The 25,994-nt window shown below is 72.7% G+C and carries 21 protein-coding genes and 2 pseudogenes; 5 read left to right on the top strand and 18 right to left on the bottom strand.

Going from position 1 to position 25,994, the window contains the following annotated elements:
* Positions 1–2: 2 nt before the first annotated feature.
* From phnE to F1721_RS14930, 10 genes are all read right to left on the bottom strand, one after another.
* On the bottom strand, positions 3–1,697 hold the full coding sequence (gene phnE / locus F1721_RS14975) for a phosphonate ABC transporter, permease protein PhnE (protein WP_150067261.1): 1,695 nt from the start codon (positions 1,695–1,697) through the stop codon (positions 3–5).
* Between the two features lie 4 nt (positions 1,698–1,701).
* On the bottom strand, positions 1,702–2,469 hold the full coding sequence (phnC, locus tag F1721_RS14970; RefSeq protein WP_150067260.1) for a phosphonate ABC transporter ATP-binding protein: 768 nt from the start codon (positions 2,467–2,469) through the stop codon (positions 1,702–1,704).
* Positions 2,460–3,374: a phosphate/phosphite/phosphonate ABC transporter substrate-binding protein gene (locus F1721_RS14965; protein ID WP_150067259.1), complete on the bottom strand. Its 915-nt coding sequence runs from the start codon at positions 3,372–3,374 to the stop codon at positions 2,460–2,462. The genes phnC and F1721_RS14965 overlap by 10 nt, the downstream gene beginning before the upstream one ends.
* The gene (locus tag F1721_RS14960) at positions 3,371–4,045 is read right to left on the bottom strand and encodes a phosphonatase-like hydrolase (protein WP_150067258.1); all 675 of its coding nucleotides are present in this window, start codon (positions 4,043–4,045) and stop codon (positions 3,371–3,373) included. Before F1721_RS14960 ends, F1721_RS14965 begins: the two co-directional genes overlap by 4 nt.
* Positions 4,042–5,160 carry a TIGR03364 family FAD-dependent oxidoreductase gene (locus F1721_RS14955; protein ID WP_150067257.1) on the bottom strand — a complete coding sequence of 373 codons (1,119 nt, stop codon included), beginning with the start codon at positions 5,158–5,160 and terminating at the stop codon, positions 4,042–4,044. The genes F1721_RS14960 and F1721_RS14955 overlap by 4 nt, the downstream gene beginning before the upstream one ends.
* Before the next feature lie 135 nt (positions 5,161–5,295).
* Positions 5,296–6,051 carry a GntR family transcriptional regulator gene (locus tag F1721_RS14950; protein ID WP_246154904.1) on the bottom strand — a complete coding sequence of 252 codons (756 nt, stop codon included), beginning with the start codon at positions 6,049–6,051 and terminating at the stop codon, positions 5,296–5,298.
* Positions 6,052–6,123: 72 nt separating this feature from the next.
* Complete coding sequence (locus F1721_RS14945; protein ID WP_150067255.1) at positions 6,124–6,411, bottom strand: DUF3017 domain-containing protein; 288 nt, start codon at positions 6,409–6,411, stop codon at positions 6,124–6,126.
* A 47-nt stretch (positions 6,412–6,458) separates the two neighbouring features.
* Entirely contained in the window at positions 6,459–7,313 is an 855-nt protein-coding gene (locus F1721_RS14940; protein ID WP_150067254.1) for a bifunctional methylenetetrahydrofolate dehydrogenase/methenyltetrahydrofolate cyclohydrolase, read from the bottom strand.
* 6 nt (positions 7,314–7,319) lie between these two features.
* Positions 7,320–8,291, bottom strand: a complete 972-nt coding sequence (locus F1721_RS14935) for a DMT family transporter (protein ID WP_246154901.1) — start codon at positions 8,289–8,291, stop codon at positions 7,320–7,322.
* Positions 8,292–8,302: 11 nt separating this feature from the next.
* Positions 8,303–9,541, bottom strand: a complete 1,239-nt coding sequence (locus F1721_RS14930; protein WP_150067431.1) for an MFS transporter — start codon at positions 9,539–9,541, stop codon at positions 8,303–8,305.
* A 297-nt stretch (positions 9,542–9,838) separates the two neighbouring features.
* On the opposite strand from F1721_RS14930, the gene F1721_RS35340 reads away from it, so the two are divergent.
* A complete protein-coding gene (locus tag F1721_RS35340) occupies positions 9,839–12,421 on the top strand; it encodes a glycohydrolase toxin TNT-related protein (RefSeq protein ID WP_150067253.1) in 2,583 nt (860 codons plus the stop codon).
* 116 nt (positions 12,422–12,537) lie between these two features.
* On the opposite strand, the gene F1721_RS14920 is transcribed toward F1721_RS35340, so the two are convergent.
* Both F1721_RS14920 and F1721_RS14915 read right to left on the bottom strand, forming a co-directional pair.
* Positions 12,538–12,891 carry an STAS domain-containing protein gene (locus tag F1721_RS14920; RefSeq protein WP_170301486.1) on the bottom strand — a complete coding sequence of 118 codons (354 nt, stop codon included), beginning with the start codon at positions 12,889–12,891 and terminating at the stop codon, positions 12,538–12,540.
* A gap of 232 nt (positions 12,892–13,123) precedes the next feature.
* On the bottom strand, positions 13,124–13,699 hold the full coding sequence (locus F1721_RS14915; protein WP_150067251.1) for a GNAT family N-acetyltransferase: 576 nt from the start codon (positions 13,697–13,699) through the stop codon (positions 13,124–13,126).
* Between the two features lie 115 nt (positions 13,700–13,814).
* On the opposite strand from F1721_RS14915, the gene F1721_RS14910 reads away from it, so the two are divergent.
* A complete protein-coding gene (locus tag F1721_RS14910) occupies positions 13,815–14,477 on the top strand; it encodes a GNAT family N-acetyltransferase (RefSeq protein WP_150067250.1) in 663 nt (220 codons plus the stop codon).
* A gap of 125 nt (positions 14,478–14,602) precedes the next feature.
* Here the strand turns inward: F1721_RS14910 and F1721_RS35640 are convergent.
* Positions 14,603–14,767, bottom strand: a pseudogene (locus F1721_RS35640) (GPP34 family phosphoprotein); the annotation flags it as partial.
* A 68-nt stretch (positions 14,768–14,835) separates the two neighbouring features.
* Between F1721_RS35640 and F1721_RS35635 the strand changes: the two are divergent.
* A pseudogene (locus F1721_RS35635) lies at positions 14,836–14,922 on the top strand (alpha/beta hydrolase); the annotation flags it as partial.
* A 734-nt stretch (positions 14,923–15,656) separates the two neighbouring features.
* On the opposite strand, the gene F1721_RS14895 reads toward F1721_RS35635, so the two are convergent.
* Positions 15,657–16,247 carry a pentapeptide repeat-containing protein gene (locus tag F1721_RS14895; RefSeq protein WP_150067249.1) on the bottom strand — a complete coding sequence of 197 codons (591 nt, stop codon included), beginning with the start codon at positions 16,245–16,247 and terminating at the stop codon, positions 15,657–15,659.
* An 83-nt stretch (positions 16,248–16,330) separates the two neighbouring features.
* Positions 16,331–16,792, bottom strand: coding sequence for a universal stress protein (locus F1721_RS14890; RefSeq protein ID WP_235863529.1), 462 nt, complete (start codon positions 16,790–16,792; stop codon positions 16,331–16,333).
* A gap of 57 nt (positions 16,793–16,849) precedes the next feature.
* Here F1721_RS14890 and F1721_RS14885 point away from each other — a divergent pair, with 57 nt between their 5' ends.
* Positions 16,850–18,127 (top strand): ArgE/DapE family deacylase, encoded by a 1,278-nt coding sequence (locus F1721_RS14885; protein WP_246154897.1) that lies wholly within the window; start codon positions 16,850–16,852, stop codon positions 18,125–18,127.
* A gap of 288 nt (positions 18,128–18,415) precedes the next feature.
* On the opposite strand, the gene F1721_RS14880 is transcribed toward F1721_RS14885, so the two are convergent.
* Positions 18,416–19,555: an epoxide hydrolase family protein gene (locus F1721_RS14880; protein WP_150067246.1), complete on the bottom strand. Its 1,140-nt coding sequence runs from the start codon at positions 19,553–19,555 to the stop codon at positions 18,416–18,418.
* A 61-nt stretch (positions 19,556–19,616) separates the two neighbouring features.
* On the opposite strand from F1721_RS14880, the gene F1721_RS14875 reads away from it, so the two are divergent.
* The gene (locus F1721_RS14875; RefSeq protein WP_150067245.1) at positions 19,617–20,585 is read left to right on the top strand and encodes a helix-turn-helix transcriptional regulator; all 969 of its coding nucleotides are present in this window, start codon (positions 19,617–19,619) and stop codon (positions 20,583–20,585) included.
* Positions 20,586–20,951: 366 nt separating this feature from the next.
* On the opposite strand, the gene F1721_RS14870 is transcribed toward F1721_RS14875, so the two are convergent.
* Together F1721_RS14870 and F1721_RS14865 are read right to left on the bottom strand one after the other, a co-directional pair.
* Positions 20,952–24,254, bottom strand: coding sequence for an error-prone DNA polymerase (locus F1721_RS14870; protein ID WP_150067244.1), 3,303 nt, complete (start codon positions 24,252–24,254; stop codon positions 20,952–20,954).
* Positions 24,255–24,329: 75 nt separating this feature from the next.
* Entirely contained in the window at positions 24,330–25,994 is a 1,665-nt protein-coding gene (locus F1721_RS14865; protein WP_150067243.1) for a DNA polymerase Y family protein, read from the bottom strand.

The raw sequence follows: 25,994 nt of genomic DNA, 5'->3' as shown, positions 1-25,994 counted from the left end.
CCTCAGCGGACGACCTTGCGGAGCCAGAGGGCGAGCAGCTCGACGAGCATCACCACCCCGAAGGTGAGCGCGAGAACCGTTGTGACCACGCCGAATTCGAGGACGCGGGAGGCGTTGAGCAGGTAGTAGCCGATGCCGCCCGCGCCGACCAGGCCCAGCAGCGTCGCCGAGCGCAGGTTGGTATCCAGCTGGTAGAGGACGTGCGCGACGAACGCCGGGGCGGCCTGCGGCAGGGTCGCGGCGAAGAACACCTGGAGCCGCCCCGCCCCGGTGGCGCGCAGCGCCTGCTCCTTGCCCCGGTCGACCTCCTCCAGCGAGTCGGCCACCAGCTTTCCGAGCAGTCCGACCGATCCGACGCCCAGCGCGAGCGCACCGGCCACCGCGCCGAGACCGGTGATCACCACGAACACGATGGCCAGCACCAGCTCCGGCACGCCGCGGACGGCGAGCACCACGCCGCGGAAGAACTTCGCCACCGCCGGGCTCGGCGCCACGTTGCTCGCGGCCAGCGCGCCCACCGGCAGCGCGAGCACCGCGCCGATCAGCGTGGCGGCCAGCGCGATCTGGACGGTGACCAGGAGCTCGGCCAGCAGCTCGCCGAGGATGCCGCCAGTCTCCGGCGGCCAGAACAGCGCCAGCGTCGGCCCGAAGTCGGTGATGGCGCGCTGGAACTGGGCGAGCGAGATGTCCGCGCCCCAGATCGAGGCGGCCACCACCAGAGCGGTCAGCAGCCAGTACCCGGTGCGGCGCACCCGCCCGGCCGTCCACGGTGGACTGATGGGTCGTGAGTGCGAAAACCGGCTGGAGCCGGTTTTGCCGCTCACGACCCCCTCGCGCCGCGGAACCGGCACCTGCACCCGGCGCCGGACCGGGCCGCGGCGCTCCTCGCGCACGCCGAGCAGGCTGCGGCGGATCGCCCCGGACACCACCTCGACCAGCACGCAGAGCAGGAAGACCACCGAGGCCAGCGCCATGCCGCGCTGGTAGTCGAGGGTGCGCAGGGCGTCCGAGATCGCCTGGCCGAGCCCGCCGACGCCGACGAACCCGAGCACCACCGAAACCCGGAGGTTGATGTCCAGCCGGTGCAGCGAGGTCGCCACGAACGACGGCATCACCTGCGGCAGGACCCCGCTGACCAGCTGCTGCAGCCGGGTGCCGCCCGCTGCGCGGATGGCGGTGCGCGGGCCCTCGTCGATCTGCTCGATGGCGTCGGCGTAGAGCTTGCCGATCATGCCGGTGGAGTGCAGGCCCATCGCCAGCACCCCGGTCAGGCCGCCGAAGCCGAACATCCGGAAGAACACGATGGCCAGCACGACGTCCGGGATCGCCCGCGCCACCACGATGACCACGCGCGCCCCGAACCGGCTGGTGCCGCCGAGCGCGGTGTTGCGCGCTGCGAGCACCGCGACGGGCACGCTGATCAGCGAGGCGAGCAGGGTCGCGCAGACCACGATCGCCAGGGTCTGCCCGGACAGCGCCAGCAGCTCGCCCAGCGGCGGGAAGTCCAGCGGCAGGGTGCGGGCGGCGAAGTCGACCGCGTTGGCCGCGCCGTCCACGAACGTCGCGACGTTGAGCCGCAGCGAGCTGAACGCCCAGATCGCCGTGCCCAGCAGGGCCAGCACGACCAGGGCCGCCGCGGTCCCGGTCGGCGTCGGGCGGGCGAGCGTGCGCCGCGGCGCTTCTGCGGTGGTGGTCACGGATTCACCCCACCGCGGCGAGGTCGGCCGAGCCGACCTTGGCGTAGATCGACATGGCCGCGTCCCGGTCCAGCCCCTCGACCGGGGTGTCCAGCACGACCTGCCCGGACCGCAGCCCGATGATCCGGTGGCCCCAGCCCAGCGCCAGGTCCACCTGGTGCAGGCTGCACAGCACGGTCAGCCCGTCCTCCCGGCCGATCTCCGCGATCAGGTTCATCACCTGCGCCGCCGAGTCGGGGTCGAGGGAGGCGACCGGTTCGTCGGCGAGCAGGATCTCCGGCTTCTGCAGCAGCGCCCGCGCCACCGCGACGCGCTGCTGCTGCCCGCCGGAGAGCGTGTCCGCGCGCTGCAGCGCCTGGTCGGTCAGGCCGACCCGCTCCAGCTGCTCCATCGCGGCGAACCGCACGCGCTTGGGGTAGGTGAACAGCCCGAGCCGCGGGCCGCGCAGGCTGCCGAGCGCGCCCGTGCACACGTTCTCCAGCACGGTCAGCGAACCGACCAGGTGGAACTGCTGGAACACGAACCCGACCCGCCGCCGCAGCGCGCGCAGGGCCGATCCGCGCAGCGCACCGACGTCCTCGCCGAGCACCCGCACGGTGCCGGTGGTGGCGCGCTGCAGCCCGTCCACGTGCCGCAGCAGCGTCGACTTGCCCGATCCGGACAGGCCGAGCAGCACGGCCACCTCACCGGCCTGGACGTCGAGGGAGACCTCGTCGAGCGCCCGCACGTCGCCGAAGGACTTGCTGACCCGGTCGAAGGTGATCACTGGCATTGCTCGTCCCTGGTGGTCGCGCAGACTTCGCGGATGCCGTCGTAGAAGGCGTCGTCGACCGGGGCGAACCCGTAGCCGTCGATGTCGCCGATCCTGCACTCCCCGGTGCAGAAGCCGTTCTCCCGCAGGGAATCGCTGTTGGCCTGGTCCCGCAGCGCGGCGGTGAGCTGCTCCTTGAGCGCTGGGTCGAGGTCGTCGGAGATCGCGACCGGGTCGCCGGGGATCACCGCCGACTTCCACACCGTGCTGAGCTGCCCGGGCCGCAGCTGCCCCGTCTCGACCAGCTGCCGGTCGACCATGCTGTCGTAGGCGAAACCAGCGTCGCAGTCGCCCTTCGCCACCGCGATCGCCGAGGCGTCGTGACCACCGGCGAAGATCGGCTGGACATCGGTGTCCGGGTTGATGCCCGCCTGCAGCAGACCGGCCTTCGGGTACAGGTAGCCGGAGGTCGAGGTGGGGTCGACGAAGCAGACCTTCTTGCCGCGGAAGTCGGCCAGCGAGCGGATGCCGGTGTCCGGGCGGGTGATGGCGTAGGAGGCGTAGCCGGGCTGGCCGCCCTGCTCCTCGACCTGCCCGGCGACCGCCGTGGCCGCCACGCCCTGCTTCTTGGCCAGCACGTAGGAGAACGGCCCGTACTTGGCGATGTCGATCTTGCCTGCGCGCTGCCCCTCGATGATCGCGGCGTAGTCGGTGGCCTTCTGGAAGGTGATCTTCTTCCCCGTCTCCTTCGCCAGCAGGTCCAGCACCGGCTGGTAGTCCTGCTGCAGGCTGGCGGACTCCTCCGACGGGATGGCGGCGAACACCAGCTCGTCGGAGTCGGCGTCCTGCTGCGCGGCGCTCGGGCCGCACCCCGCGAGCAGGCCCAGCGCGGCCAGCCCGACGAGGACTCGACTGATCCGTTTCACGACTGATCTTCCTTTGCGGACAGGAGTTCCGGGAGGTCTCGGACGGATTCGAGGACGTGGGTGGCACCGGCGCGGGTGAGCGCGTCGCGCGAGTGCGCGCCGGTGAGGACCCCGGCGACGACGGACGCCCCGGCGCGGAGCCCGGACTGGACGTCGTAGACGGTGTCGCCCGCGGTGGCGACCTCGCGCACGTCGTCGACGCCCAGCCGCAGCAGCGCGGTGAGCACCATGTCCGGGTGCGGGCGGCCGCGGCCCGCCTGGGCCGGGGTGAGGGTGAGGTCGGTCAGGTCCTCCCAGCCCAGCGCGGCCAGGATCTGGCGCTGGGTGGTCTCGGAGAACCCGGTGGTCAGCGCGACCTGCACGCCGTTGTCGCGGAGCTGCCGGATGGCGGCCTCGGCACCGTCGACCGGCCTGCACTCGCCGTCGGCGACCCGCTCCGCGTAGGCGTGCTCGAAGGCCTGGTTCGCCTGCTGCGCGAGGGTTTCGTCGCCGTCGAAGAGGTGCCGGAAGACGGTGATCTTGGACTCGCCCATGGTGCGTCGGACGTGCTCCAGCATGTCCGGGGTCCCGGCGACGCCGATGTCGGCGATGGCTTGGGTGAAAGCCCGCTCCACCAGGCCGTCGTCGGCGACCGTGGTGCCCGCCATGTCCAGCACTGCCAGCTTGATCACGACTCGACCTCCTGCCAGGTGTCGGCGGCGATGGCGGGCGAGCCGGTCATGCCGCGACCGCCGGGGCCGGTCACCAGCCAGACGCCGGGCAGCACCTGCTCGCGGTGCACGACCAGCGACTTGTCCGCGGTCTGCGCGTACACCCCGGCCCAGCGGCGCACGATCCGCGGCAGCGGGCGGCCGAGCAGCTCCTCGGCGCGCTGCCGCAGGTGCTCGTAGGGGTCTTCGTGCACGTCGAAGGCGAAGGGCTCGTCGTACTCGTGGGTGTCGCCGATGGTGAGCCCGCCGTGCAGCCGCTGGACCAGCAGGAGCTGCATGCCGTTGTCCGCGGCCACCTGCGGCTGCGGTTCGGCGGCGTTGAGGGCGTCGAGCTGCGCGCCCCGGTAGCCGGGGTAGTAGCGCATGCTGTCGCCGTCGGCCAGCGACGTGGTCAGCTGCTCGTCGAGCGGTTCGGTCTGCATCATCTGCAGCCGCACCCGGCGCACCGGCAGGTCCGGGCGGAGTTCCTTCACCAGACCGCCGAGGGCCGCGCCGGTGCAGAGGATCACCAGGTCGCCCTCGTAGCGCTGACCGGTGTCGTCGCGCACCCAGCCCTCGCCGACGTCGCGGACCTCGCGGCCGGGGAGCCAGCGGTAGCGACCGGTCTTCGCCAGGTGCGCGCGCAGCGCGGGCTGCGCGGTCCGCGACTCGACCGCGCCGTCCTGCTCGCACCAGAGCGCGCCGAGCATCTCGCCGCGCAGCGCCGGGTTCAGCGCCCGCGCCTCGGCGGCGTCGAGCAGTTTCGTGCCGCGCTCGGCGGCGTCCGGGCGGGTGACGAACTCCTCGGCGACCGCCAGCTCGGCGGGCGTGCGGAGCACGGTCAGCGATCCGTTGCCGCGGAAGCCGAGGTCCGGCACCTCCGCGGCGATGCGCTCCCAGTCCTGCCGGGCGCGCACGGCCAGTTCCAGGTCCGGCCCGGGTTCCCGGCCGCTGACCCAGATCAGCCCGAAGTTGCGCACGGACGCCCCGCGCGCTTCGGCTTCCCGCTCCAGGTGCACCACTTCGTGGCCCCGCTCCAGGGCTCGCAGCGCGTGCATGGTGCCCAGCACGCCGCCGCCGACAATCAGAACTCGCACGCCGCACACGCTCGCCGCCGACCGCGAATCCCCGGTGGAGATCGACCGAACCCCAGGTGAACACCGACCGAAGGACTAGATCAGTTATCTTTTCGTGATATTTGCTGTCCGGGCTTCGGCTCGTTCTGCCAGCGGTCAGTCGCGGAGGTGGGTGATGAAGCTGAAGCGGTCGCCGCGGAACAAGGAGCGGACGCGTTCGATCGGTTCGCCGTCGGGCGTCCAGGACCTGCGGTGCAGCAGGATCATCGGGGTCGCCGGGTTGGTGCCGATCAGCAAGGCCTCGCGCGGCGTCGCCAGGACGGTCTCGATGCGCTCCTCCGCCTCGCCGAAGCGCACGCCCAGCTTCTCCTGCAGGAACGCGTACAGCGAGCCGGTCGGGTCGAACTCCCCCAGCAGTTCCGGGAAGCGGTCCTTCGGCAGGTAGCTGGACTCCAGCCCGACCCGCTCGCCGCCCGCGAGCAGCACCCGCTCCACGTGCACCACGTCATCGCCCGGTGCCAGGCCGAGGTCCGCCGCCAGCTGCGGGTCGGCCGACCGGCACTCGACGTCGATCACCGTCCGGCCCGGCTCCAGGCCCTGCGAGCGGACGCCCTCGGTGTAGCTGGCCAGCGCGAGCGGCTGCACCAACTTCGGCGGGGCGACGACGGTCCGGCTGCCCTGCCTGCGCATCAACCGGCCTTCGAGCATCAGCTCGGTGACCGCCTGCCGCAGCGTCACCCGCGACACCTCGAACCGCTCGGCCAGCTCGCGCTCGCTGGGCAGCGCCGCCCCCTCGCCGAGCTCCTCGATCAGCTCGAGCAGCTCGATCTTCACCGCGTAGTAGCGCGGAATCCGGCCGTGTTCGGGGATCCCGGCGCGAACCGGCTGATCCGCCCGGTGGTCGATGCGCACAACCCGCAACCCTACTGCGCGTCGACCCGCCCGCCCGCACCGCTGATCACAGCGTCAGGTGGAACTCGATCGTCATTGGGACCACTTGATCGTCAGCGCCACCGCGAGGATCATCGCGCCGAAGCCGCTGTAGAGCAGGAAGTCCACCGCGCGGCTGCGGATCACCAGCAGTCCGGCGCGCTCCTGCGGGATCACCACGCGCAGCACCGCCGCGACCAGCAGCGCCACCGCCAGCAGCACCGAGCCCCGCCGCCAGTGCTGCATCGACACCAGCAGGAACCCGACCGCCGCGATGAGCAGCACCAAACCGAACGGCACGCAGGTCAACAGGCGTGACCTTCCGCCGGACTGCTCGCTCACGTTCCTCCCGTCCTCATCGTGCGCGGCGGTGGTCGCTCTTGCGACCATCAGCGCGCACGATTGCGCTCGGCGGCCTCGACGACGTTGGTCAGCAGCATCGCGCGGGTCATCGGACCGACCCCACCCGGGTTCGGCGAGAGGAACCCGGCGACCTCCGCGACGTCCGGGTGCACGTCGCCGGACAGCCCGGCCTCGGTGCGGGTCACGCCGACGTCGAGCACCGCCGCACCCGGCTTGACCATGTCCGCGGTGATCAGGTTCGGCCTGCCCGCCGCCGCGATCACCACGTCGGCGCGGCTCACCTCGGCGGCGAGGTCCCTGGTCCCGGTGTGGCACAGCGTCACGGTGGCGTTCTCGCTGCGCCGGGTGAGCAGCAGGCCGATCGGGCGGCCGACGGTGATGCCGCGGCCGACGACCGCGACCCGCGCACCGTCCAGCGGCACGTCGTAGCGGCGCAGCAGTTCGAGGATGCCGCGCGGCGTGCACGGCAGCGGCGCCTCCTCACCCAGCACCAGCCGACCGAGGCTGATCGGGTGCAGGCCGTCGGCGTCCTTCTCCGGCGCGATGCGCTCGAGCAGCGGACCGGCGTCGAGGTGCTTGGGCAGCGGCAGCTGCACGATGTAACCGGTGCAGGCCGGGTCGGCGTTGAGCTCGTCGAGCACCGCCTCGACGTCGGCCTGGCTGACGTCGGCGGGCAGGTCCTTGCGGATCGACCTGATGCCGACCTTGGCGCAGTCGTTGTGCTTGGCGCGCACGTAGGACTGCGAACCGGGGTCGTCGCCGACCAGCACCGTGGCCAGTCCCGGGGCGCTGCCCTGCTCGGCGAGCCGGGCGACCCGGGGCCGCAGCTCGTCGAAGATCGCTTCCTTGGTGGCCTTGCCGTCCAGAATCGTCGCGCTCACGGCTGTTCATCGTGGCAGACGGCGCGCGCCCCGTCCCGCCCGGTCCGGCAATGCCGCCACCCCGACGGCCACCAGCGTGAGCAGCACACCCACCGCGGTGGACGGCGCGATCCCGTCCCCGGTGGCGGGCGCGAACACGTCCAGCAGCAGCGCGCCGATCAGCTGGCCGGAGATCATCCCGAGGCTCAGCAGCAGCACGCCGGTGTAGCGGACCAGCGCGACCGATCCGCCGATCACGAAGATGCCCAGGAAGCCGCCGGTGTAGAGCCAGCCGTCGGCGGGGAGCTCGGGCAGGCCGCGGACCAGCACCTCGACCGCGAAGGCCAGCGCGAGGGCGGTCATCCCGACCCCGAAGTTGACCATCGCGGCGAACACCGCGGAATCCGCCGCCTGCTTCATCCGGCCGTTGACCGCCGCCTGCCAGCCCAGCCCGATCCCGGCCAGCGCGGGCAGCAGCACCAGCCAGCTCGCGTGCGCACCGCCCAGCTGCGCGGACACCGAGATCAGCACCGCCACCACCGCGAGCGCCGCGCCGACGAGCCGCGTCGCGGTCACGCGCTGCGGCCCGGCCGGGCCGAGCCCGAGGCGGTCCACCACCAGCCCGCTGCTCACCTGACCGGCCACCACCGCGACGGTGAACATCGCGACGCCCAACGCGGTCGCGGCCATGCCCTGGGTGAACACCAGGTACCCGCCGCACACCCCGCCGAGGCACTGCCACGGCCGCAAGCCGCCCGGTGCGCGCAACTCCGCCGCCAGGTTCCGGAACCCGCGACGGGCGCGCGGGACGACCAGCGAAGCCGCGAACAGCACGGCGAACCCGCACAGGAAGGAGATCAGCCCGGCCGCGATCCCGTCGTCCATCCGGGCCCCGAGCGCCCCGTTGATCCGGGCCTGGACCGCGAGCAGCACCCCGACCGCCGCGGCGCCGACCATGCCGAGCGCGCGCTGGCGGAGTTGCGGACCAGAAGGTTTCACCGGCGAAAGAGTCACGTGACCGCAGTCTGCTCCGCGTCCCGCGCGACGCGCGACGCCCTCGCGTTGTGAGATGCGACAAGTCCGGCGGCCACCAGCGCCAGCCCGGCCGCTGCGGCGGCGGCCGCCGCCGGACCGGCCAGGTCGAGCATCGTCCCGGACAGCGGCGCGGCCAGCGCCCCGCCGAACGTGGTCGCGCTGGCCAACCAGCCGAACGCCTCGTTGCGCCGCTCCGGCGGCGCGATGTCGGCCAGGCGACCGTTGCTGGCGGCCAGCGTCGGCGCCACCGCCGACCCGCCGACCAGCAGGACCGCCCCGATCAGCAGCGGTGAGCCCGGGTCGGAGATCGGCGGCAGCACCGGCACCAGCGCCACCAGCCCGAGCGCGGTCAGCGACGCCCGCAGCCACAGCCGGGGCCGCTTGCCGGAGCCGCCGAGCACCAGCCCGCCGATCAGCGAACCGACCGCCCACACCATCGCCAGCACCCCGGCCAGCTCCGGCTCACCGCGCTCGCGGGCCCAGCCCACCAGCACCAGGTCGACCGAGATCAACCCGCCGACCAGCAACCCGAAGAACGCGAGCAGCGAGACGAAACCGGGCGTGCGGAACAAAGGCCCCGACTTCCGCGCGCCGCTCCCGTGCTCGCCCAGCCCCTCCTGCAACCCCGCGCGCCACAACGCGGCGGCGAACAGCACCGCGCCGGACGTCGCCCACGCCGCGCAGGCGAACATCGCCACGACCGGCCCCCACACGGCCACCGCGAACGCGGCGAGCATCGGCGCGACCACGAACAGCAGCTCCTGCAGCGTCGCCTCCACCGCGAAGGCCGCCTCGCGCGCCGGACCGTCCGCCAGCTTCGGCCAGATCGCCCGCCCGATCTGCGTGATCGGCGGGTGCGACAGCCCGGTGGCCAGCGCCACCGGCAGGACCAGCCACCAGTGCGCCGGATCGACCCAGCTGGTCACGCCGATGATGGCGACCATCCCCAGCCCGGACCCGAGACCCGTCACCACCAGCAGCCGCGGCGGCGAGCTGCGGTCCGCGGACCGCCCGCGCAGCGGTCCGGCGATGGCCTGCCCGACCGTGATCGTCGCGCCGATCACCCCGCCGATCGCGTAGGACCCGGTCCAGTCCACGACCAGGAACGCCAGCACCATCCCGAGCGCTGGCATGTGCAGACGTCCCAGCAGCGAGAAGAACATCAGGTTCGGCGCGTGCGGCACCGCCGCCAGAAGTCGATAAGGACGCAGCACGCGCCCCACTGTCGCTTCTGGCACGGGTGTACCGCTACTGAATTTCACCGACCGCTGGCCGCTGCGTGACCACCGCTGGTCCAATCCACCTGGTGGTGTGATGTTCATCCGGACGAGAAACGGGCAGGCTCTCGTGACGAGATCACCGCACGCGGTGACATGGATCTTGAGCGCGCGCACGTGTCCTGGATCAACGGAACTGAAGTCCCACACAGCGCACATGGCCGGGCCCGCGTCGAGTAGCGTCTTGGCGGGGTGGAGTCGGGTTGCCTCGTCGAGAGGGGGAGGATGTCACCCATGTCGCGTCCGACAGCGATCAGTCCGGAAGAGCAGGAGCAGATCGCCCGCAGGATCGGGGTTCTGCTGTTACAAGGTGCTCCCGAGGACTGGCAGGAGATCACGGTGGAGTACCGCGCCACCGGTGAGTACCACGACCTGCTGGGTGAGGTGGCAGCGCAGGACGGCAGTTCCCGGCCGCTGGAGCCACCGGCCGAGCTGCGCGAGATCTTCGAGAGCCTGCGCGAGGGCATGTACCGGCCGGACGTCGGCACCTGGCTGAGCGCGCTGTACGTGGTCGAGCGCCCGTCCAGCTACCGCATCGACATCAACTTCGACACCGAGCCCGGCTGGCAGCGCCCGCTGCCGCGCGCGGCCTACGTCGACGAGCTGCGCCGCTTCCCGCGCGCCGAGGAGAACATCCCGGACTGGATGCGCGAGCGGATCGACGGTACCGCCCCGACCCCCGGGGCCCCGGTCAACGACGCGCCGGTCGAGCCGCCGGCCGCGGAGACCCCCGCCGTCGCGGAGCCGCCCGCCGTCGAGCCGACCGCGGCCCCGGAGGCCGACGAGCCGACCGGGTTCCAGGTGGCCAACGCCTTCGACGACTTCGACGAGCAGGGCCGCCCGGTGGTCGCCGAGCGCGAGCCGGTCCCGAGCGACGAGGTCGCGCAGCTGCGCCAGTACCTGGAGAACGCGCCGGTCGTGCTCGCCGCCCGCGAGGACGAGGAGGACCAGCTCGACCCGGAGCGCCCCGCCGTCGTGCCGAGCACCTGGCACACCGACGGCACCTGGCTGTGGCCCGGTGCGATCGCCTTCTACCTGGCCCAGTACGGGGTGCCGCCGGAACCCGAGTTCCTGGCGCACATCCGCCGCCGCGGCTTCCAGCTGGCCGAGGTCGACGACGCCACCCGCGACGCGGCCGTGAGCGAACTGCTCGACCAGCCGACCGACTCCGACGAGGACCTCGTCGACGAGCCGCGGAGCTCCGCGGCGGAGTCCCCGGACTTCGCCGACGAGGAGCCGGGCATCTCCGACGACGCCCCGAGCTACACCGATGAGCAGGACCTCGCGGACGAGTCGCAGGACTTCGCCGAGCCGGAGACCGCCGAACCCGAGGTCGAGACCGGCGGGTCGCGGCACGTGCTGGCGGACGAGGACGAGCTGCCCGACACCCAGGAAGTGCTGGCCAAGCTGCACGACCGGCTCACCGGCTTCCGGGTGGACAGCGCGGGCTACCGGATCGGCAGCCACAGCGAGAACGCCCGCTGCCTGATCCAGGAGGGCCCGGACTGGGTCGTCACCACCGGCTCCGGCCGCGGCGAGGACGTCCGGTTCGCCCGCGTCGACGACGCCGCCGCCTACCTGCTCGGCAGCCTCCTCCTGGACGGCCCGAGCGCACCGGAAGCACCCCGCGAGGAGCTCCCGCAGCGCCCCGCGCCGGAACCCCAGCAGGCCCCGGAGTCCGAACTGCCGCAGCGCACGCCGGAAGCCGAGCGGGCGCCGGAACCGGACCTCCCGCAGCGCACGCCCGAGGCCGACCTCCCGCAGCGCACGCCCGAGGCCGACCTCCCGCAGCGGACGCCGGAACCGGACCTGCCCCAGCGCACGCCGGAGGCCGAGCCGCCCCAGCGCGCACCGGAGTCCGGGTTGCCGCAGCGCACGCCCGAGGCGGACCTGCCCCAGCGGACGCCGGAAGCAGACCTGCCGCAGCGGGCGCCGGAGTCCGGGCTGCCCCAGCGCACGCCGGGCTCCGACCTGCCGCAGCGGTCCGCGCCCGAGCCGGAGGCGCCCCAGCGCGCCCCGGAACCGGCGGGGGCCAACCCGCTGTTCACCGCGAACCAGGACCCGTCGGCCCCGAGCGCTCCGCCGGAGCCGCCGATCCAGCACGACGCGGCCCAGCCGGGCGAGGAGGCGACCCGCCTCCAGCAGCCGCCGCAGCTGGACCGCCCGGCCCCGCCGACGGCACCGCCGTCGCCGCCGGTCGGCCAGCCCGTGCAGCAGCCGCCGGTCGGCGGCCCCGGCGGGGTGCCGCCGCTGCCGAAGCGCCAGCCCCGCCGCGAGAGCGGCGCCCCGGCGCCGCAGGGCGCTCCCGGCCCGGTGGGCGGCGCGGAACGCCGCCCCGGCCCCGGTGGCCCCGGCATGGCCGGTCCGCACCGGCAGGGCCCGCCGCCCGGACCGCCGCGCCCGCCGCAGGGCGGCCAGCAGCAGCCCGGCCAGCAGCCCGGTGGTCAGCAGCAACCCGGTGGTCAGCAGATCCAGCCGCTCAACGGCGAACCGCCGCTGACGCTGTACCGCGACCGGCGCGTGATCATGCTCCAGCCCGGCACCGAGCTGGACCGCTTCGGTGAGCCGAACGGCAACGTGGTCTACACGATGCGCACGCCGTACACGCACCGCTCGCTCCCGCCGCAGTGGTCGAACCGCTCGTACTTCGCCTACCGCGTCCAGCGCCCGATCCAGGCGTTGCGCGGCACGGCGGTCCCGTGGTTCGAGCAGCCGGGCGGCGGCACGGCGTTCGTCCTCCCGGCGGCGATCAGCGACCTCCTGGCGGACGGCACCCTGGCGGAAATGCCCGCCACCGAGCGCCCGCCCATGGAGTGACCGAGCTCGAAGCGTGAGGGGCACCTGCGGACCCGCGGGTGCCCCTCATGCATTTCCGCGTCCGGTTCAACGTGCCGGTTGGTCGCGGAATCCCTTGCGCACCAACGCGAAACGGATCACGGGCGACCCGCGCTCGCACCGGCCAGTTCCCCCGCGCGCAACGCGCGCTCGACGGCTGTGGGACCGCCGATCACGGTGAACTCCACGTCCCGGTACGGGGCGTAGGCGTGGGCGGCGGCGATCAGCTCCAGTCCCGCCAGGCCGAGGAAGGTCACGCCGCTGAGGTCCAGCACGACCGACGACAGCTTCGTCAGCAGGCGGGGCCACAGGAGGGCAGCGACCCGCGGGGCCGTCGCGAGGTCGATGTCGCCGATCGCGGTCAGGACGACCGCGTCCGGGCGCTGATACGTGAGGTGTAGCTGCAGCGTGGGGTCGAGTTCGACGGTTTCCCCGTTGTCCCGCGGTCGCACCGCCGTTCCAGCGGAATTCCCGGGGCGAGCACGCACCCGGGAGGGCAACGTTCGAATGGTCATGAAGCAGTCCAAATCCAGCCGAGCGCGGTCGTTCGGCTTGCTAGGGCTGTGGAATGTCCCTGCGCCGCTTCGACGAACGGTCAGGAGCAGCCCCGTCGATTGCGGGAGCAACCGGCTCAACCAGCTACCCGCAACCCTACGCCCCGGGTGCGGAGCGGGAAAGCGATCGTCACCGCGCCCCGCTGTCCGGCGGCAGGTCCGCGCGGGGTGCCGAACGGTCCAGGTCCGCCGGTCGGAGCCGGTAGAGCTCCACGGTCTGCCCGAAGTACTTGTCCGTCCGCCCGGCCCACTCCATGCCGTTGTCGCGCACCGTCTCCGCCGCCCGGGCGTTGTCCGGTCGGACCACGGCGAACAGCTCGTCGACCTCGTGCTCGAAGGCCCACCCGGCCAGCGCGAACATCGCCTCGCTCGCGTAACTCCGCTCCCAGAGGTCCGGGTGCAGGTGCCAGCCGACCTCGACGTCCTGGTTGCCCGGTGGCAGCAGCAACAGCGACGCCCCGCCGAGCACCCGGTCGTCCTCGCGCCGCTGGACGCACCACCGCCCCAGCGGCGGGATCGCCCTGGCGTCCTCGGCGATCCACTGCCGCAGCAGCAGGCGCATCGCCACGAGATCGGGAACCGGCTCCATGATCGGGCTCAGCCACCGCGCGACCTCGGCGTTGCCGTAGACGTCGAGCGCCGCTCCCGCGTCCTCGACGCGCCAAGTCCGCAGGACCAACCGGTCGGTGACCAGCTGTCGCGCCATGCGGCCAGGATAGCCGCGCACGCCCGCCCGACGCAGTGCAAAGCGCTGGCGCGGGGATCGGCGGGCGAGCGGAAAAGCAGCTGCCCGGCAGGCACGGCTCCGCCACGATGGACGGGTGCTGGTCGATCACTTCCCGCTGGTGGGACTGAGGCTGACGACGCCTCGGCTCGAGCTCCGCCTGCCTTCGCCCGACGAACTCGCCGAGCTGGCCGCGCTGGCCGCCGAAGGTGTTCACGACCCGGCCGTCATGCCGTTCTCCGTACCGTGGACCGACCATCCGCCCGAGCAGGTCGCGCTGAACGTCCTCCAGCACTACTGGCGGCAGCTGGGCAGCTGGACGCCGCGGGACTGGTCGCTCAACCTCACCGTGTTCCACGGCGGAGTCGTCGTCGGGCAGCAGAGCATGAGCGCCGAAGACCTGGCCATCACCCGCCAGGTGGGCACGGGCTCGTGGCTCGGGCAGCGCCACCAGGGGCAGGGCATCGGCACCGAGATGCGCGCAGCCGTGCTGCACCTCGCCTTCGCCTGCCTCGGCGCGGAGGAGGCCGTTTCCGCAGCGATCGAGGAGAACGCGGCTTCCCTGGCCGTTTCCCGGAAACTCGGCTACCAGCCCAACGGTCGGCGGCGCCAAGTCGCCCGAGGAGCCCTGGTGATCGAGCAGCGGTTGCGGCTCACCCGGGCGGACTGGGAACGGCACCGCACCGTTCCGGTCGAGGTCGAAGGCCTCGAACCCTGCCTACTGCTGCTGGGGATCGACGGGCCGCCGAGCACGCGGTGATCACGGTGACGACGGCGGTGGACTCGGCGATCGCCGCAGCGGTGCGGACCACCGCAGTGCTCACGGCTTCGGCGCCCCAGTTGCCCTCCTCGAACTCCTCCGCACGCTTCTGCACCTCGCCCGACCCCCCGGTGCGGCCGCCGGGGCTCCTCCAGCGCAGCGCGCATCTTCCGCCGGAGTTCCGCTTCGTGGCCGGTGTCCTCGGCGGGCAGCCTGGTCGTCCGGAACAGGCCCAGCACCCGCCGCTCCTCGGAGCGGATGAGGCCGCGCTCCAGCAGCCGGTCGATCACCGGTTTCCGGATACCGCCGCCGATTTCGAGCAGGAGAGGCGGACCCGCCGCGGCCGCTGTGGGCGGAGGTGCTGATCCTGCAGAACCTCCGCGACCCGGCCACGCCGCTGGCCGGTGCCCAGGAGCTGCGGAAGCCCTTCGGCTCCCGCGCCCGGATGGTGACTGCCGACCAGGACGGCCACCTGGCCTACCTGTTCCTGAACAACCAGTGCGTGCCTTGGCCGGGGTTCACGGAGGCGTCCTCGGCGAACACCAGCAGCCGGTTGGGAGGCGGCTACCGGTCCCGTGCGACCGCAGGAACTCCCCTGCCTGATCTGGTTTTCCGGGGAACCACGTCGATCAGCAAGGCGGCCAGCGCCTCCTTCAGGTTCCCAGGTCCTGTCCGCGATGGCCCGCTACGGCGAAGACGCGGCGATTTCAAGCGCTGCAGCACCCCAGAACACCGAACTCGACCACCCGGCTCCCATGGTCGAACGAGCCCAACTCCCCGGACTGCACCTTCCCCAACGGTCGCTGCTGAAGGGCGCGTTTGGGTCCTGCAGCGCGGCGATTTCGCGCGAAACCTGCACGTTGGCCCCGCAGGACATCGCGCTCGACCTACTGCCCACCCAACTCCTCGGGCTGCATCTTTCGAGAGGAGATCCCGGCTGTCGTCGCTGAACCGCGCTCGGAGCCGTAGTGCAGCGATTTCGCGCGAAACCGACACGTTGATGCCGCAGAACATCGCACTTGACCGCGCCGCTCCCGTGGACGTCCCGAGCTCCCTGTCCATATCTATCGGCACGGCAAGGCGCTGCGGCCGACGCAGAGCGTCGTCTCCGGACTGGCTTCGCACAAAAGCGGTGCTCCGCCTGCGGATGAGAGAGCGGTTTAGCGCGGGGGCGGCGTTTCAGTCGACGCTGAGGCCGTGGGCTGCGGCGAAGGCGAGAGCGAGCATCGTGTCGACTCGGGCACCCTTGAGGCTCGCCTGGACCAGGGCGTCCGCGTCGATCCGGGCTTCCCTGAGGTCCGCTTCGGCCAGGCGGGCGCCGAGCAGGCGAGCGCCGGTGAAGTCCGCTTCGCGGAGGTCGCAGCGGCGCAGGTCGCACTCGGTCAAGTTGGCTTCGCGGAAGCGGATTCCGCGCAGATCGAGGCCGCGCAGGTCGGCTCGGCCCATGCCCACCAGGGTCAGGTCCGTCTCGCGCAGCTGCCAGGCGCGCAGGCGGCAGTCCACGAAGCTGGACCCCAGCAGGCTGCATCCATCCAATGTGGACTTCCCGAACACGGTGCGCTCGAACTTGCAGGACCGGAACGCGGTGGCGACGTGCCGCGAGGCGTTGAGGTCCGTGCCGGTGAAGACGCATTCGGTGAACACGCAGTTCCGGGTGCTCAGGCCGGTCAGGTCGGCGTCGGTGAAGTCGCAGTGCTCGAACGTGCGGCCCGCCCACTCCTGATCCGTCAGCACCGCGTCCTGGAAGTCCTCACCCACCACGTTCGTCATGCGCTCAGCGTGTCACGAGCACCCGACAGGCCGAGGCCCCGCACCCGCCCGATCAGCCGGACGTGCTCCGGGCAGCGACGCGATCACGGCACCACGACGACCGGCCGGACCGCCTCGACCACCAACGTCGCGGGCACCGTGCCGAGCAGCCCGCCGCGCCGCCGGGAACGGCCCACCACGATCAGGTCCGCCCGGTACTGCTCGGCGACCTGCTCCAGACCCACCGCCGGGTCGCCGCGGTGGTGGACGAAGTCCCAGTCGATGTCCACCCACTTCAGGTGCGACACGACCTCCTTCTTCAACTCCTCCACCAGGCTCTCGGCCGCCTCGCTGGCGACCGCGACGCCCATCGGCGACCAGTAGGCGACGCCGCCCACCGCCTCGACGTAGACCAGGACGAGGCGGGCGCGCTCGCGCCGCGCCAGGCCAGCAGCCCACGCCGCGGCGTGGAAGCTCGCCGGGCTGCCGTCCATGCCCACGACGATGCCGCCCAGCCCGTCCTTGCCGATCTCGAATTCCCGCTCGGTGTTGTCGCCTTCGGCCACGCGGAGATGGTAGTGGGCGCGGCCCGGGCTGTTGGACGCATGCGACACACTCGACACGTGAACAGCGGTCAGACCCCCTCCGACCTCGAACGTCGCGTCCTCGACGCGGTGGACACCGACGGCATCCTGGACGACCTGCGCGAACTCGTCGCGATCCCCAGCGTGGGCGGTACCAGCGGCGAGCACGACGCCCAGCAGTGGTGCGCCGACCGGCTGGCCGCGCTCGGGCACCGGGTGGACCACTGGCGCATCGACGTGCGCGAACTCGCCGAGCAGGACGGCTTCCCCGGCCAGGAGGCCGACCGCGACATCGCCTACGGCTGCGTGGGTGTGCGCGGCGACGGCCCGGAGCCCGCGCTGGTGCTCTGCGGGCACAGCGACGTCGTCCCGCCCGGAGACCTCGACCGCTGGCCGGACCGCGACCCGTACGCCCTGCGCGTCCAGGACGGCATCGCCGCAGGTCGGGGCACCTGCGACATGAAGGGCGGGCTGGCCGCGATCTTCGGCGCGCTCCAGGCCCTGCGCACCGCCGGGGTCGAGCTCGCCCGACCGGTGGCCGTGCACACCGTCGTCGGTGAGGAGGACGGCGGGCTCGGCGCGTTCGCCACCCTGCGGCGCGGACACCGCGGAGCGGCGTGCGTGCTGGCCGAGCCGAGCTCGGGCACGATCGTGGCCGCCAACGGCGGCTCGCTCACGTTCCGGCTCGAAATCGCTGGTCAGAGCACGCACGGCTCCACCCGCTACCGGGGCGTGAACGCGCTGGACAAGCTCGCCCACCTGCTGCCCGCGCTCCGCGAGCTGGAATCCCGCCGCAACGCCGATCCCGACCCGCTCGTTGCGCACCTGGAGGTGCCGTACCCGCTGTCCGTCGGCATGGCGCGGGTCGGCGACTGGGCCAGCACGGTGCCGGACCTGGCCATCGCCGAAGGCCGCTACGGCGTCCGGATCGGCGAGTCGATCGAGGACGCCAAGGCCGAGTTCACCGCCGCCATCGCGGAGGCCTGCGCTGCAGATCCCTGGCTGGCGGAGCACCCGGTCCAGGTCAGCTGGCCCGGCGGGATCTTCGCCAGCGGTCGGCTGCCCGAAGGCCACCGGTTGCTGCCCGACACCGAGGACGCCGTCGTCGCGGCGGGCGGGCCCCGACCGGTGGCGCTGGGCGCGCCGTACGGCACCGACCTGCGGCTCTACGCGGGCGCTGGCATCCCGACGCTCCAGTACGGCCCGGGCGACATCCGCTACGCGCACGCCCACGACGAACACGTCCCGATCGCCGAGCTGGAGCAGGCGGCCCGCACCTACGCCCTGCTGGCGATCCGCCGCTGCGGCCTCGCCTGATCGTTCTCGAACACGGCGAGGTAGTCCTCGCCCCCGCGGCCAGCGGCGATCGCCTGTTCCGCGATCGCCGCCATGTGCCGAGCCTGATCGGCGTGAACTCCCCGCTCCACGCAGGTCCTTGGCCCCGGCCTGGTTTTGGCAGGCTGCCGGACCTGAACCGGGAGCGCGAACGGCTCGACGCAGCGGTGGCCGACCTGCTGGCCTCGCTGGACGACATCAACGCCGCCACCGAGTCGACCGGCACCGCTGAACGGAATTCCCGTTCAGCCGCAGCATCCGGGTTCTCCGCTAGCGCACGGTTCTGAAGAAGGCCCGGATGTCGTCCACCAGCAGATCTGGGGCCTGCAGCGAGGCGAAGTGCCCGCCCGTGCGGAAGCTGGTCCAGCGGGTGATCTCGTGGGAGAGCTCCGCCAGACCGCGGATCGCCCCGTCCCCGGCGAAGTTCGCCACGCCGGTCGGGACCGCGGTGCGCTCGGGACGTCGGCCCCACCCGTCGGCGGACTCCAGGTAGAGCCGGGCCGCCGAACCCGCCGTTCCGGTCAACCAGAAGATCGTGACGTCGGTCAGGATCGCGTCCCGGTCGATCGGGGTCTGCTCGGTGCGCGCGGGATCCCAGTCGACGAACGACTCCAGGTTCCACGCCAGCTGACCGGTCGGCGAATCGTTGAGCGCGTAGGCCAACGTCTGCGGCCGGGTGGACATCTGGACCGCATAACCGGAGTGCTCGTACCAGAGCTCCTGGTTCCGCACGGCTCGTTCGCGCTCCGCCGCCGACAACCTCGCCAGGTCGGCGGGATCGCTCGCCACCGAAGCGTTCACCAGCGCGTTCACGTGCACGCCGAGGACGTTTCCCGGCGCGACCCGGCCGAGCTCCGGCGACACGATGCTGCCGAAGTCGCCGCCCTGCGCCCCGTACCGCTCGTACCCGAGGCGATGCATCAGCTCGGCCCAGGCACGCGCGATCCGGTTCACGCCCCAGCCCGGCCGCGTGGTCGGCCCGGAGAAGGCGAACCCGGGCAGCGACGGCGCGACCACGTGGAAGGCGTCCGCCGGGTCGCCGCCGTGCGCACGCGGATCGGTCAGCGGCCCGATGACGTCGACGAAGTCGTGGACCGTGCTCGGCCAACCGTGCGTGATGATCAGCGGTATCGCGTCCGGCTCCGGGGAGCGGACGTGCAGGAAGTGCACCCGCTGATCGTCGATCACCGTGGTGAACTGCGGGAACGAGTTGAGGCGGGCCTCGTGCCGACGCCAGTCGTAGTCCGCGCGCCAGTACTCGACCAGCTCGGCCAGGTAGTCCTGCTGCACGCCGTACGACCAGCCGACCCCGGGAATCTCACCGGGCCAGCGGGTGCGGGCCAGCCGCTCCCGCAGGTCGTCCAGGGCCTCCGGCGGAACCTCGATCCGGAACGGTTCTGCTGTGCTCATGCGCGCAGCCTCCCGCCGGAGCAGGACAGCTCCGGTCCTGCTCCTCTGCCAGGGTGGACGAATGCTGGCAACACCCGCCCGCCTGCTCCGGATGCTGTCGCTGCTGCAGATGGGCCGCGACTGGTCAGGTACGGAACTGGCCGAACGCCTCGAGGTCACCACCCGGACCGTGCGGCGCGACGTCGAGCGGCTGCGCGACCTCGGCTACCCGGTGCACACCACGATCGGCCCGAACGGCGGCTACCGGCTCGGGCCCGGCGCCTCGCTGCCGCCGCTCCTGCTCGACGACGACGAAGCGGTCGCCGTCGCGGTCGGCCTGCACACCGCGGCGGCCGGTCACGTCGCCGGGGCCGAGGAAGCCTCGCTGCGGGCCCTGAGCAAGCTCGAACAGGTCCTGCCGTCCAGGCTGCGCCACCGGGTCACCACGTTGAAGAACGCGGTCGTCACCATGTCGCCCGGCACCGAGCCGGGCGTGCGGGCGACGGCGCTCACCGCGATCTCAACCGCCATCCGCGCCGCGGAAACGCTGCGGTTCGACTACCTCGACCACCACGGCGTCGCGTCGCGGCGCAACGTCGAACCGCACCGCCTCATCTGCTGGGGGCGGAAGTGGTACCTGGTCGGCTGGGACGTCGAGCGAACCTCCTGGCGCACCTTCCGGGTGGACCGGATGACGCTGCGCACCCCCAACGGCCCGCGCTTCGCGCACCGCGAACCTCCGGACGGCGACGTCGCGGCCTACCTGCGCAGAACGATGGGCTTCGCGATGTGGCCGCTGCGTTCGCAGCTGCTCGTGCACGCACCCGCAGCGGACATCGACGGCCGGATCGACGGCATCGTGACGCCGGTGGACGAGAGCACGTGCCGCGTGGAACTCGCCTCGGACTCCTACGACCTCGTCGCGCTCGTGGTGGGCATGCTCGATGTCGACTTCGAAGTCGAATCACCTCCTGAACTAGCGGAACACCTGCGGAAACTGGGCAATCGGTTCAACGGCGCGAGCACGCGGAACCACGGCGAGCACGCCTGAGCACCGGCAACCGGACTCGCCGTGGCGGGTAGCTCAGCGGCTGCCTGATCGCAGGGCAGCGCCGGAGCTGCTCGCCAACGCGAGCTCTACGTCGAGGCCCCCGTGCTGAGCGGCTGCGCCCCGGTTAGGACGGCGATCAAGACCGAGAACGGTCCTCGGGTGGGCCCGAGCGCGGCGCCGGTGGGTTCACCGCGCCCGGACCCCGGCGTTCCTGGACCGCCCGAACGATGGCCGGAAGCAACACCCTGGGAGGGAGTGGTGTTCATCCGCTGCCGGTCGGGCCGATCGACGCCGAATCGGGTTGGCTGCCAGACGGCTGATTCCGCAACCCGCACCGCTGCGCGAAACGAGTGCGGAACCAACCAGCTAGTGGAAGTCGCGAGAGGTCGAGGGGATGCGTACCTCCAACTTCTGCAGCCGGTCAGCTCTGAGATTGATCACCCCCTCCGCTCGCTCCACGATTCCGCGCACCAGCAGTGCCGCGCTGGAGCGCCCGACTTTGCGGTACTTCGCCCACAAACCCGGCGAGCACATGACGTTGACCATGCCCGTCTCGTCCTCCAGGTTCAGGAACGTGATCCCGCCCGCGGTGGCCGGTCGCTGCCGGTGCGTCACCGCACCACCGACCAGCACCCTGGTCCCGTGCTCCACTTCGGACAGACGTTCCGCCGGCAGCGCACCGATCGAGTCCAACTTGGACCGCACGAACTGCAGCGGGAAGCTGTCCGGGGAAACCCCGGTGGCCCAGACATCCGCCGCAGCCACGTCGACGCCGTCCATGCCCGGCAGGGCCGGAGCCGCCGCCGAGGCCGTGGTCCCCGGCAACCGGTCCGAACGATCACCGGCCGCAGCTGCGGCGTTCCACAGCGCCTCGCGCCGGGACAGCCCGAAGCAACCGAACGCTCCGGCCGTCGCCAACGCCTCCATCTGCGCCGCGGTCAACTCCGCGCGCCGAGCCACATCGGCCATGCCGGTGTACGGGCCGTTCGCCGCCCGCTCGGCGACCAGCTTCTCGGCACCGTCGCCCAGCCCGCGCACCGAAGCCAACCCGAGCCGCACCGCCTGCCGCCCCTCGCTGGCGGCATCGGGCTCCAGGTCTGCCTTCACCCGGCTCGCGTTGACGTCCGGTCCGCGCACCCGCACACCGTGCCGCCGGGCGTCCGCGACCAGCGACTGCGGCGAGTAGAACCCCATCGGCTGCGCCTTGAGCAGGGCGGCGCAGAAAGCCGCCGGGTAGTAGTGCTTGAACCACGCGCTGGCGAACACCAGCAGCGCGAAGCTCAACGCGTGGCTCTCCGGGAAGCCGTAGTTGGCGAAGGCCAGCATCCGCCGGTAGATCTGCTCGGCCAGCTCGCCGGAGATGCCATTGGCCGCCATCCCCTCGAACAACCGCCCCTTGAGCCGGGCCATCCGCTCCTCGGACCGCTTGGCCCCCATCGCCCGCCGCAGCTGGTCGGCCTCCGCCGGGGAGAACCCTGCCACGTCCACCGCCAGCTGCATCAGCTGTTCCTGGAACAGCGGGACCCCGTAGGTCTTCGCCAGCGCCCCGGCCATCAGCTCGTGCTCGAAATCCCACTCCTCCTCGCCGTTGCGGCGGCGGATGTAGGGGTGCACCGAGCCGCCCTGGATCGGCCCCGGCCGGATCAGCGCCACCTCGACCACCAGGTCGTAGAACTCCCGGGGCTTCAGCCGCGGCAGCGTGGCCAGCTGCGCCCGGCTCTCCACCTGGAACACCCCGACCGCGTCGGCCCGGCGCAGCATCTCGTAGACCGCGTCGTCGGCCAGGTCCAGCTCGCCGAGGTCGACCTCCACCCCGTGGTGCTCGCGGACCATCTCGGTGGCGTAGCGCAGCGCCGAGAGCATGCCCAGCCCCAGCAGGTCGAACTTGACCAGACCGGCCTCCGCGCAGTCGTCCTTGTCCCACTGCAGGACCGTGCGGCCGGGCATCCGCGCCCACTCCACGGGGCAGACCTCGCTGACCGGCTGGTGGCAGATCACCATCCCGCCGGAGTGGATGCCCAGGTGCCGCGGGAACCCCATCAGCTCCCCGGCCAGCTCCCGCACCGGGCCGGGGATCTCGGAGTCCTCCGGCAGCGGTCCCCAGTGCTCGATCTCCTTGCTCCAGGCGTCCTGCTGCCCGGGCGAGTAGCCGAGGGCGCGGGCGACGTCGCGCACCGCGGAGCGCGGCCGGTAGCTGATCACGTTCGCCACCTGGGCGGCGTGCATCCGGCCGTACTTGCGGTAGACGTACTGGATCACCTCCTCCCGGCGGTCCGACTCGATGTCCAGGTCGATGTCCGGCGGACCGTCCCGCTCCGGGGCCAGGAACCGCTCGAAGAGCAGCTGGTAGCGGACCGGGTCCGCGTTGGTGATCCGCAGCGCGAAGCACACCGCCGAGTTCGCCGCCGATCCCCTGCCCTGGCACAGGATCCCGTGGTTGCGGCAGAACTCCACGATGTCCTGCACGATCAGGAAGTAGCCGGGGAACTCCAGCTGCTCGATCACCGCCAGCTCGTGCTCGATCTGCCGGTAGGCCTCGGGGTTCTGCTGCGGCAGGCCGTACCGCTGCAGCGCGCCCCGGTAGGTCAGCTCGCGCAGCCAGCTCGCCTCGGTCCGCCCCTCCGGCACGGGGAACGGCGGCAGCTGCGGCGCCACCAGATCCAGGTCGAAGGCGCACTCCTTGCCGAGTTCGGCGGCTCGCTGCACGGCTCCCGGGTAGCGCGCGAACAACTCCGCCATCTCGGCACCGGAACGCAGGTAGTTGCCCGCCCAGGCGGGCAGCCAGCCGTCCATCTCGTCCAGGCTGCGGCGGGCCCGGATCGCGGCGACCACACCGGCCAGCCTGGCCTGCTGCGGCCGGGCGAGGTGCGCCCCGGTGCTGGCCACCGTGGGCACACCGGCGCGGGCGGCCAGCTCGGCCAGCGCATCGTTGCGCTCGGAGTCCTCGGGCAGTCCGTGGTCGGTGAGCTCCACCGCGACGTGGTCCGCGCCGAACAGCGCGACCAACCTGTCCAACTCCGCTGCCGCGGCGTCGAACCCGCCCGCCGCGAGCGCGGCTGGCACCGTCCCCTTCCAGCAGCCGGTGAGCACCTGCCAACGCCCCGCAGCGGCGGCGGCGAGCTTCTCCAGCTCGTAGACGGGGCGCCCCTTCTCCTCCCCGGCCAACTGCGCCTCGCTGATCGCCCGGCACAGGCTCGCGTAGCCGACGGGGTCCCGGGCCAGCACCAGCAGGTGCCGACCTTCCGGGTCGGCCACCCCGTTCTGCGGCGCGCTGAGCCCCAGGCTCAGCTCCGCACCGAACACCGTGCGCACCCCGTGCTCGGCGGCGGCCTCGGCGAAGCGCACCACCCCGTACAGCCCGTCGTGGTCGGTGAGCGCGATCGCCTCCAGACCCAGCCGCGCCGCCTCCGCCACCAGCTCCTCCGGGTGGCTCGCCCCGTCCAGGAAGCTGAAGTTGGAGTGCGCGTGCAGCTCCGCGTACGGCACCGACGGCACCTCGGGCGTGACGTCGGACCGGCGCTCGGCGCCCTGCCGAGTCCACTCCGGACCGTCGCCCCCGTCGCCGGGGTGCCGCTCGTCGCGGGCCCCTCGCCCATCGGCGGACAGGGGCCGGCCGGAAAGCGCGGTCTCCAATTCCGACCAGGTCTGGGGAGGGTTGAACCAACTCATGACAACCAGTGAACTCCAGTTCGAAACGACCATGCCACCGAAAAACCGGCAAACCACTCGAACGAGTGTTCGTGCCTATCGGTAGGCCCCCTGCACCCACCAACGCCCCTGCTCGTGCACCAGCAGCAGGGCCACCTCGCCGGGGTCGAGCTCGGCCTCCGGCGCTCCCGGCCCGGAGTCCGCTTCGAGCACCACCTGGATCCGCACCGACGACCGCGGCGGCACCTGCGTCGCCGGTGCCGTCTGCCCGGCGGCGACGGCCAGCAGCTCCACCCACCAGCGCTCGGTCACCGGCCACGGCCCGGCCCAGCGCGACACCGCGCGGGACCGCCCGCCCGCCACCTCGACGCGGTGCGGCGCGGCGGTGAGCCGGTCCCGGTCGGTGATCCCCACCGACCGCCCCTCGGCATCGAGCACTTCCGCAGGCCACGGCGAATCCGGAACCACCGACGGCGACGGGGCCGGGATCCGCCCCGGCCACGGGCGGTCCGGCGCCAGCGCCGGGCGGCGCTCGTCGCCCCAGGGCACGAACCGCACCCGATCGCGCAGGTCCCGGCCGCCGTCGAGGATCCCGGTCAGCACCGCCTCCGGCCCGAGCATGCCCTGCACCCGGGCGAACGCGCGGCCGGCGCGGGCGTCCGCCTCACCGGTCGCGGCGCTGAGCAGGTCGAGCTGCAGCCCGCCCGCTCCGACGACCTCCTCCGGGCGGAGGCTCAGCACGCTCACCCCGGCCGTCGGGCGCGACGACCCGCTGCGTCCGTTCAGCCAACCGTCGAGCTGCCACCGAACCCGGTCCGCGGTGGCCGCCGGGGTCAGCGGCTCCGCGCACCGCCACACCCGGTCGAGCTCCTCGCCGTGCTCGGTGCGCGCCGAAATCCCCAGGCGGGTGCACGCCAGACCGAGCTCGCCGAGCCTGGCGTGCAGCAGGTCCGCCAGCGCCTTGGCCGCGAAAGCCGCCCGGTCCACCCGGTCCACCGGTGGGTCGAGCTGCTCGGACACCACCAGGTCCGGCGGTGGCTGGCGCCGGAGCACCGGCCGCTCCTCCCGCCCGGCGGCCGCGCGGTGCATCGCCAGCGCGGACCGCCCGAACCTCGTCGCGACGTCCGCCGGATCCAGCGCGGCGAACTGGCCCAGCGTGCGAATCCCCAAGCGGCGCAACAGGTCCACCAGCTCCGCCCGGCCCGCCGCCTGCCGACCGCTGAGCCGGTCGGCGAGCTGGTCGATCTCGTCGACGGCCAGCGGCGCGAGGAACTCCGGACTCAACCCGGGCGCGACCAGCTGGCCGCGCCGAGCGGCCAGGACCGCCGCGAACAGCCCGTCCGCGATGCCCACCTGGCACTCGACCCCGACCTGCGCGTCGATCTTGTCGATGACCCGCTCGGCGGCGCCCTCCTCGGACCCGAAGTAGCGCGCCGGACCCCGCGCCGGGACGGCCACCAGCCCCGGGCGGATGATCTCCACTCCCGGCATCATGTCCTCGATCGCGGCCACGACCGGCTCGAACAACCGCGCATCCCGGTCCGGATCGTGCTCGCAGACCACCAGGTCCGGGCAGCGGCTCTGCGCTTCGCGGCGGCGCATGCCGCGCCGCACCCCGCTGTCCCGGGCCGTCGCGGAGCAGGCCACCACCCGGTTGGCCGCGAACACCGCGGTGGGCACCAGCGGACCGAGTTCGGCCGCCCGAGCCGCGGCGACCACCGGCCAGTCCGGGCACCACACGACGAGTCGACGAGGCGGCAT

The organism is Saccharopolyspora hirsuta (assembly GCF_008630535.1).
Classification (GTDB): Bacteria; Actinomycetota; Actinomycetes; order Mycobacteriales; family Pseudonocardiaceae; genus Saccharopolyspora; species Saccharopolyspora hirsuta.
Note: the sequence above shows the minus strand (reverse complement) of the source record. Positions and strands in the feature narration are given on the sequence as shown.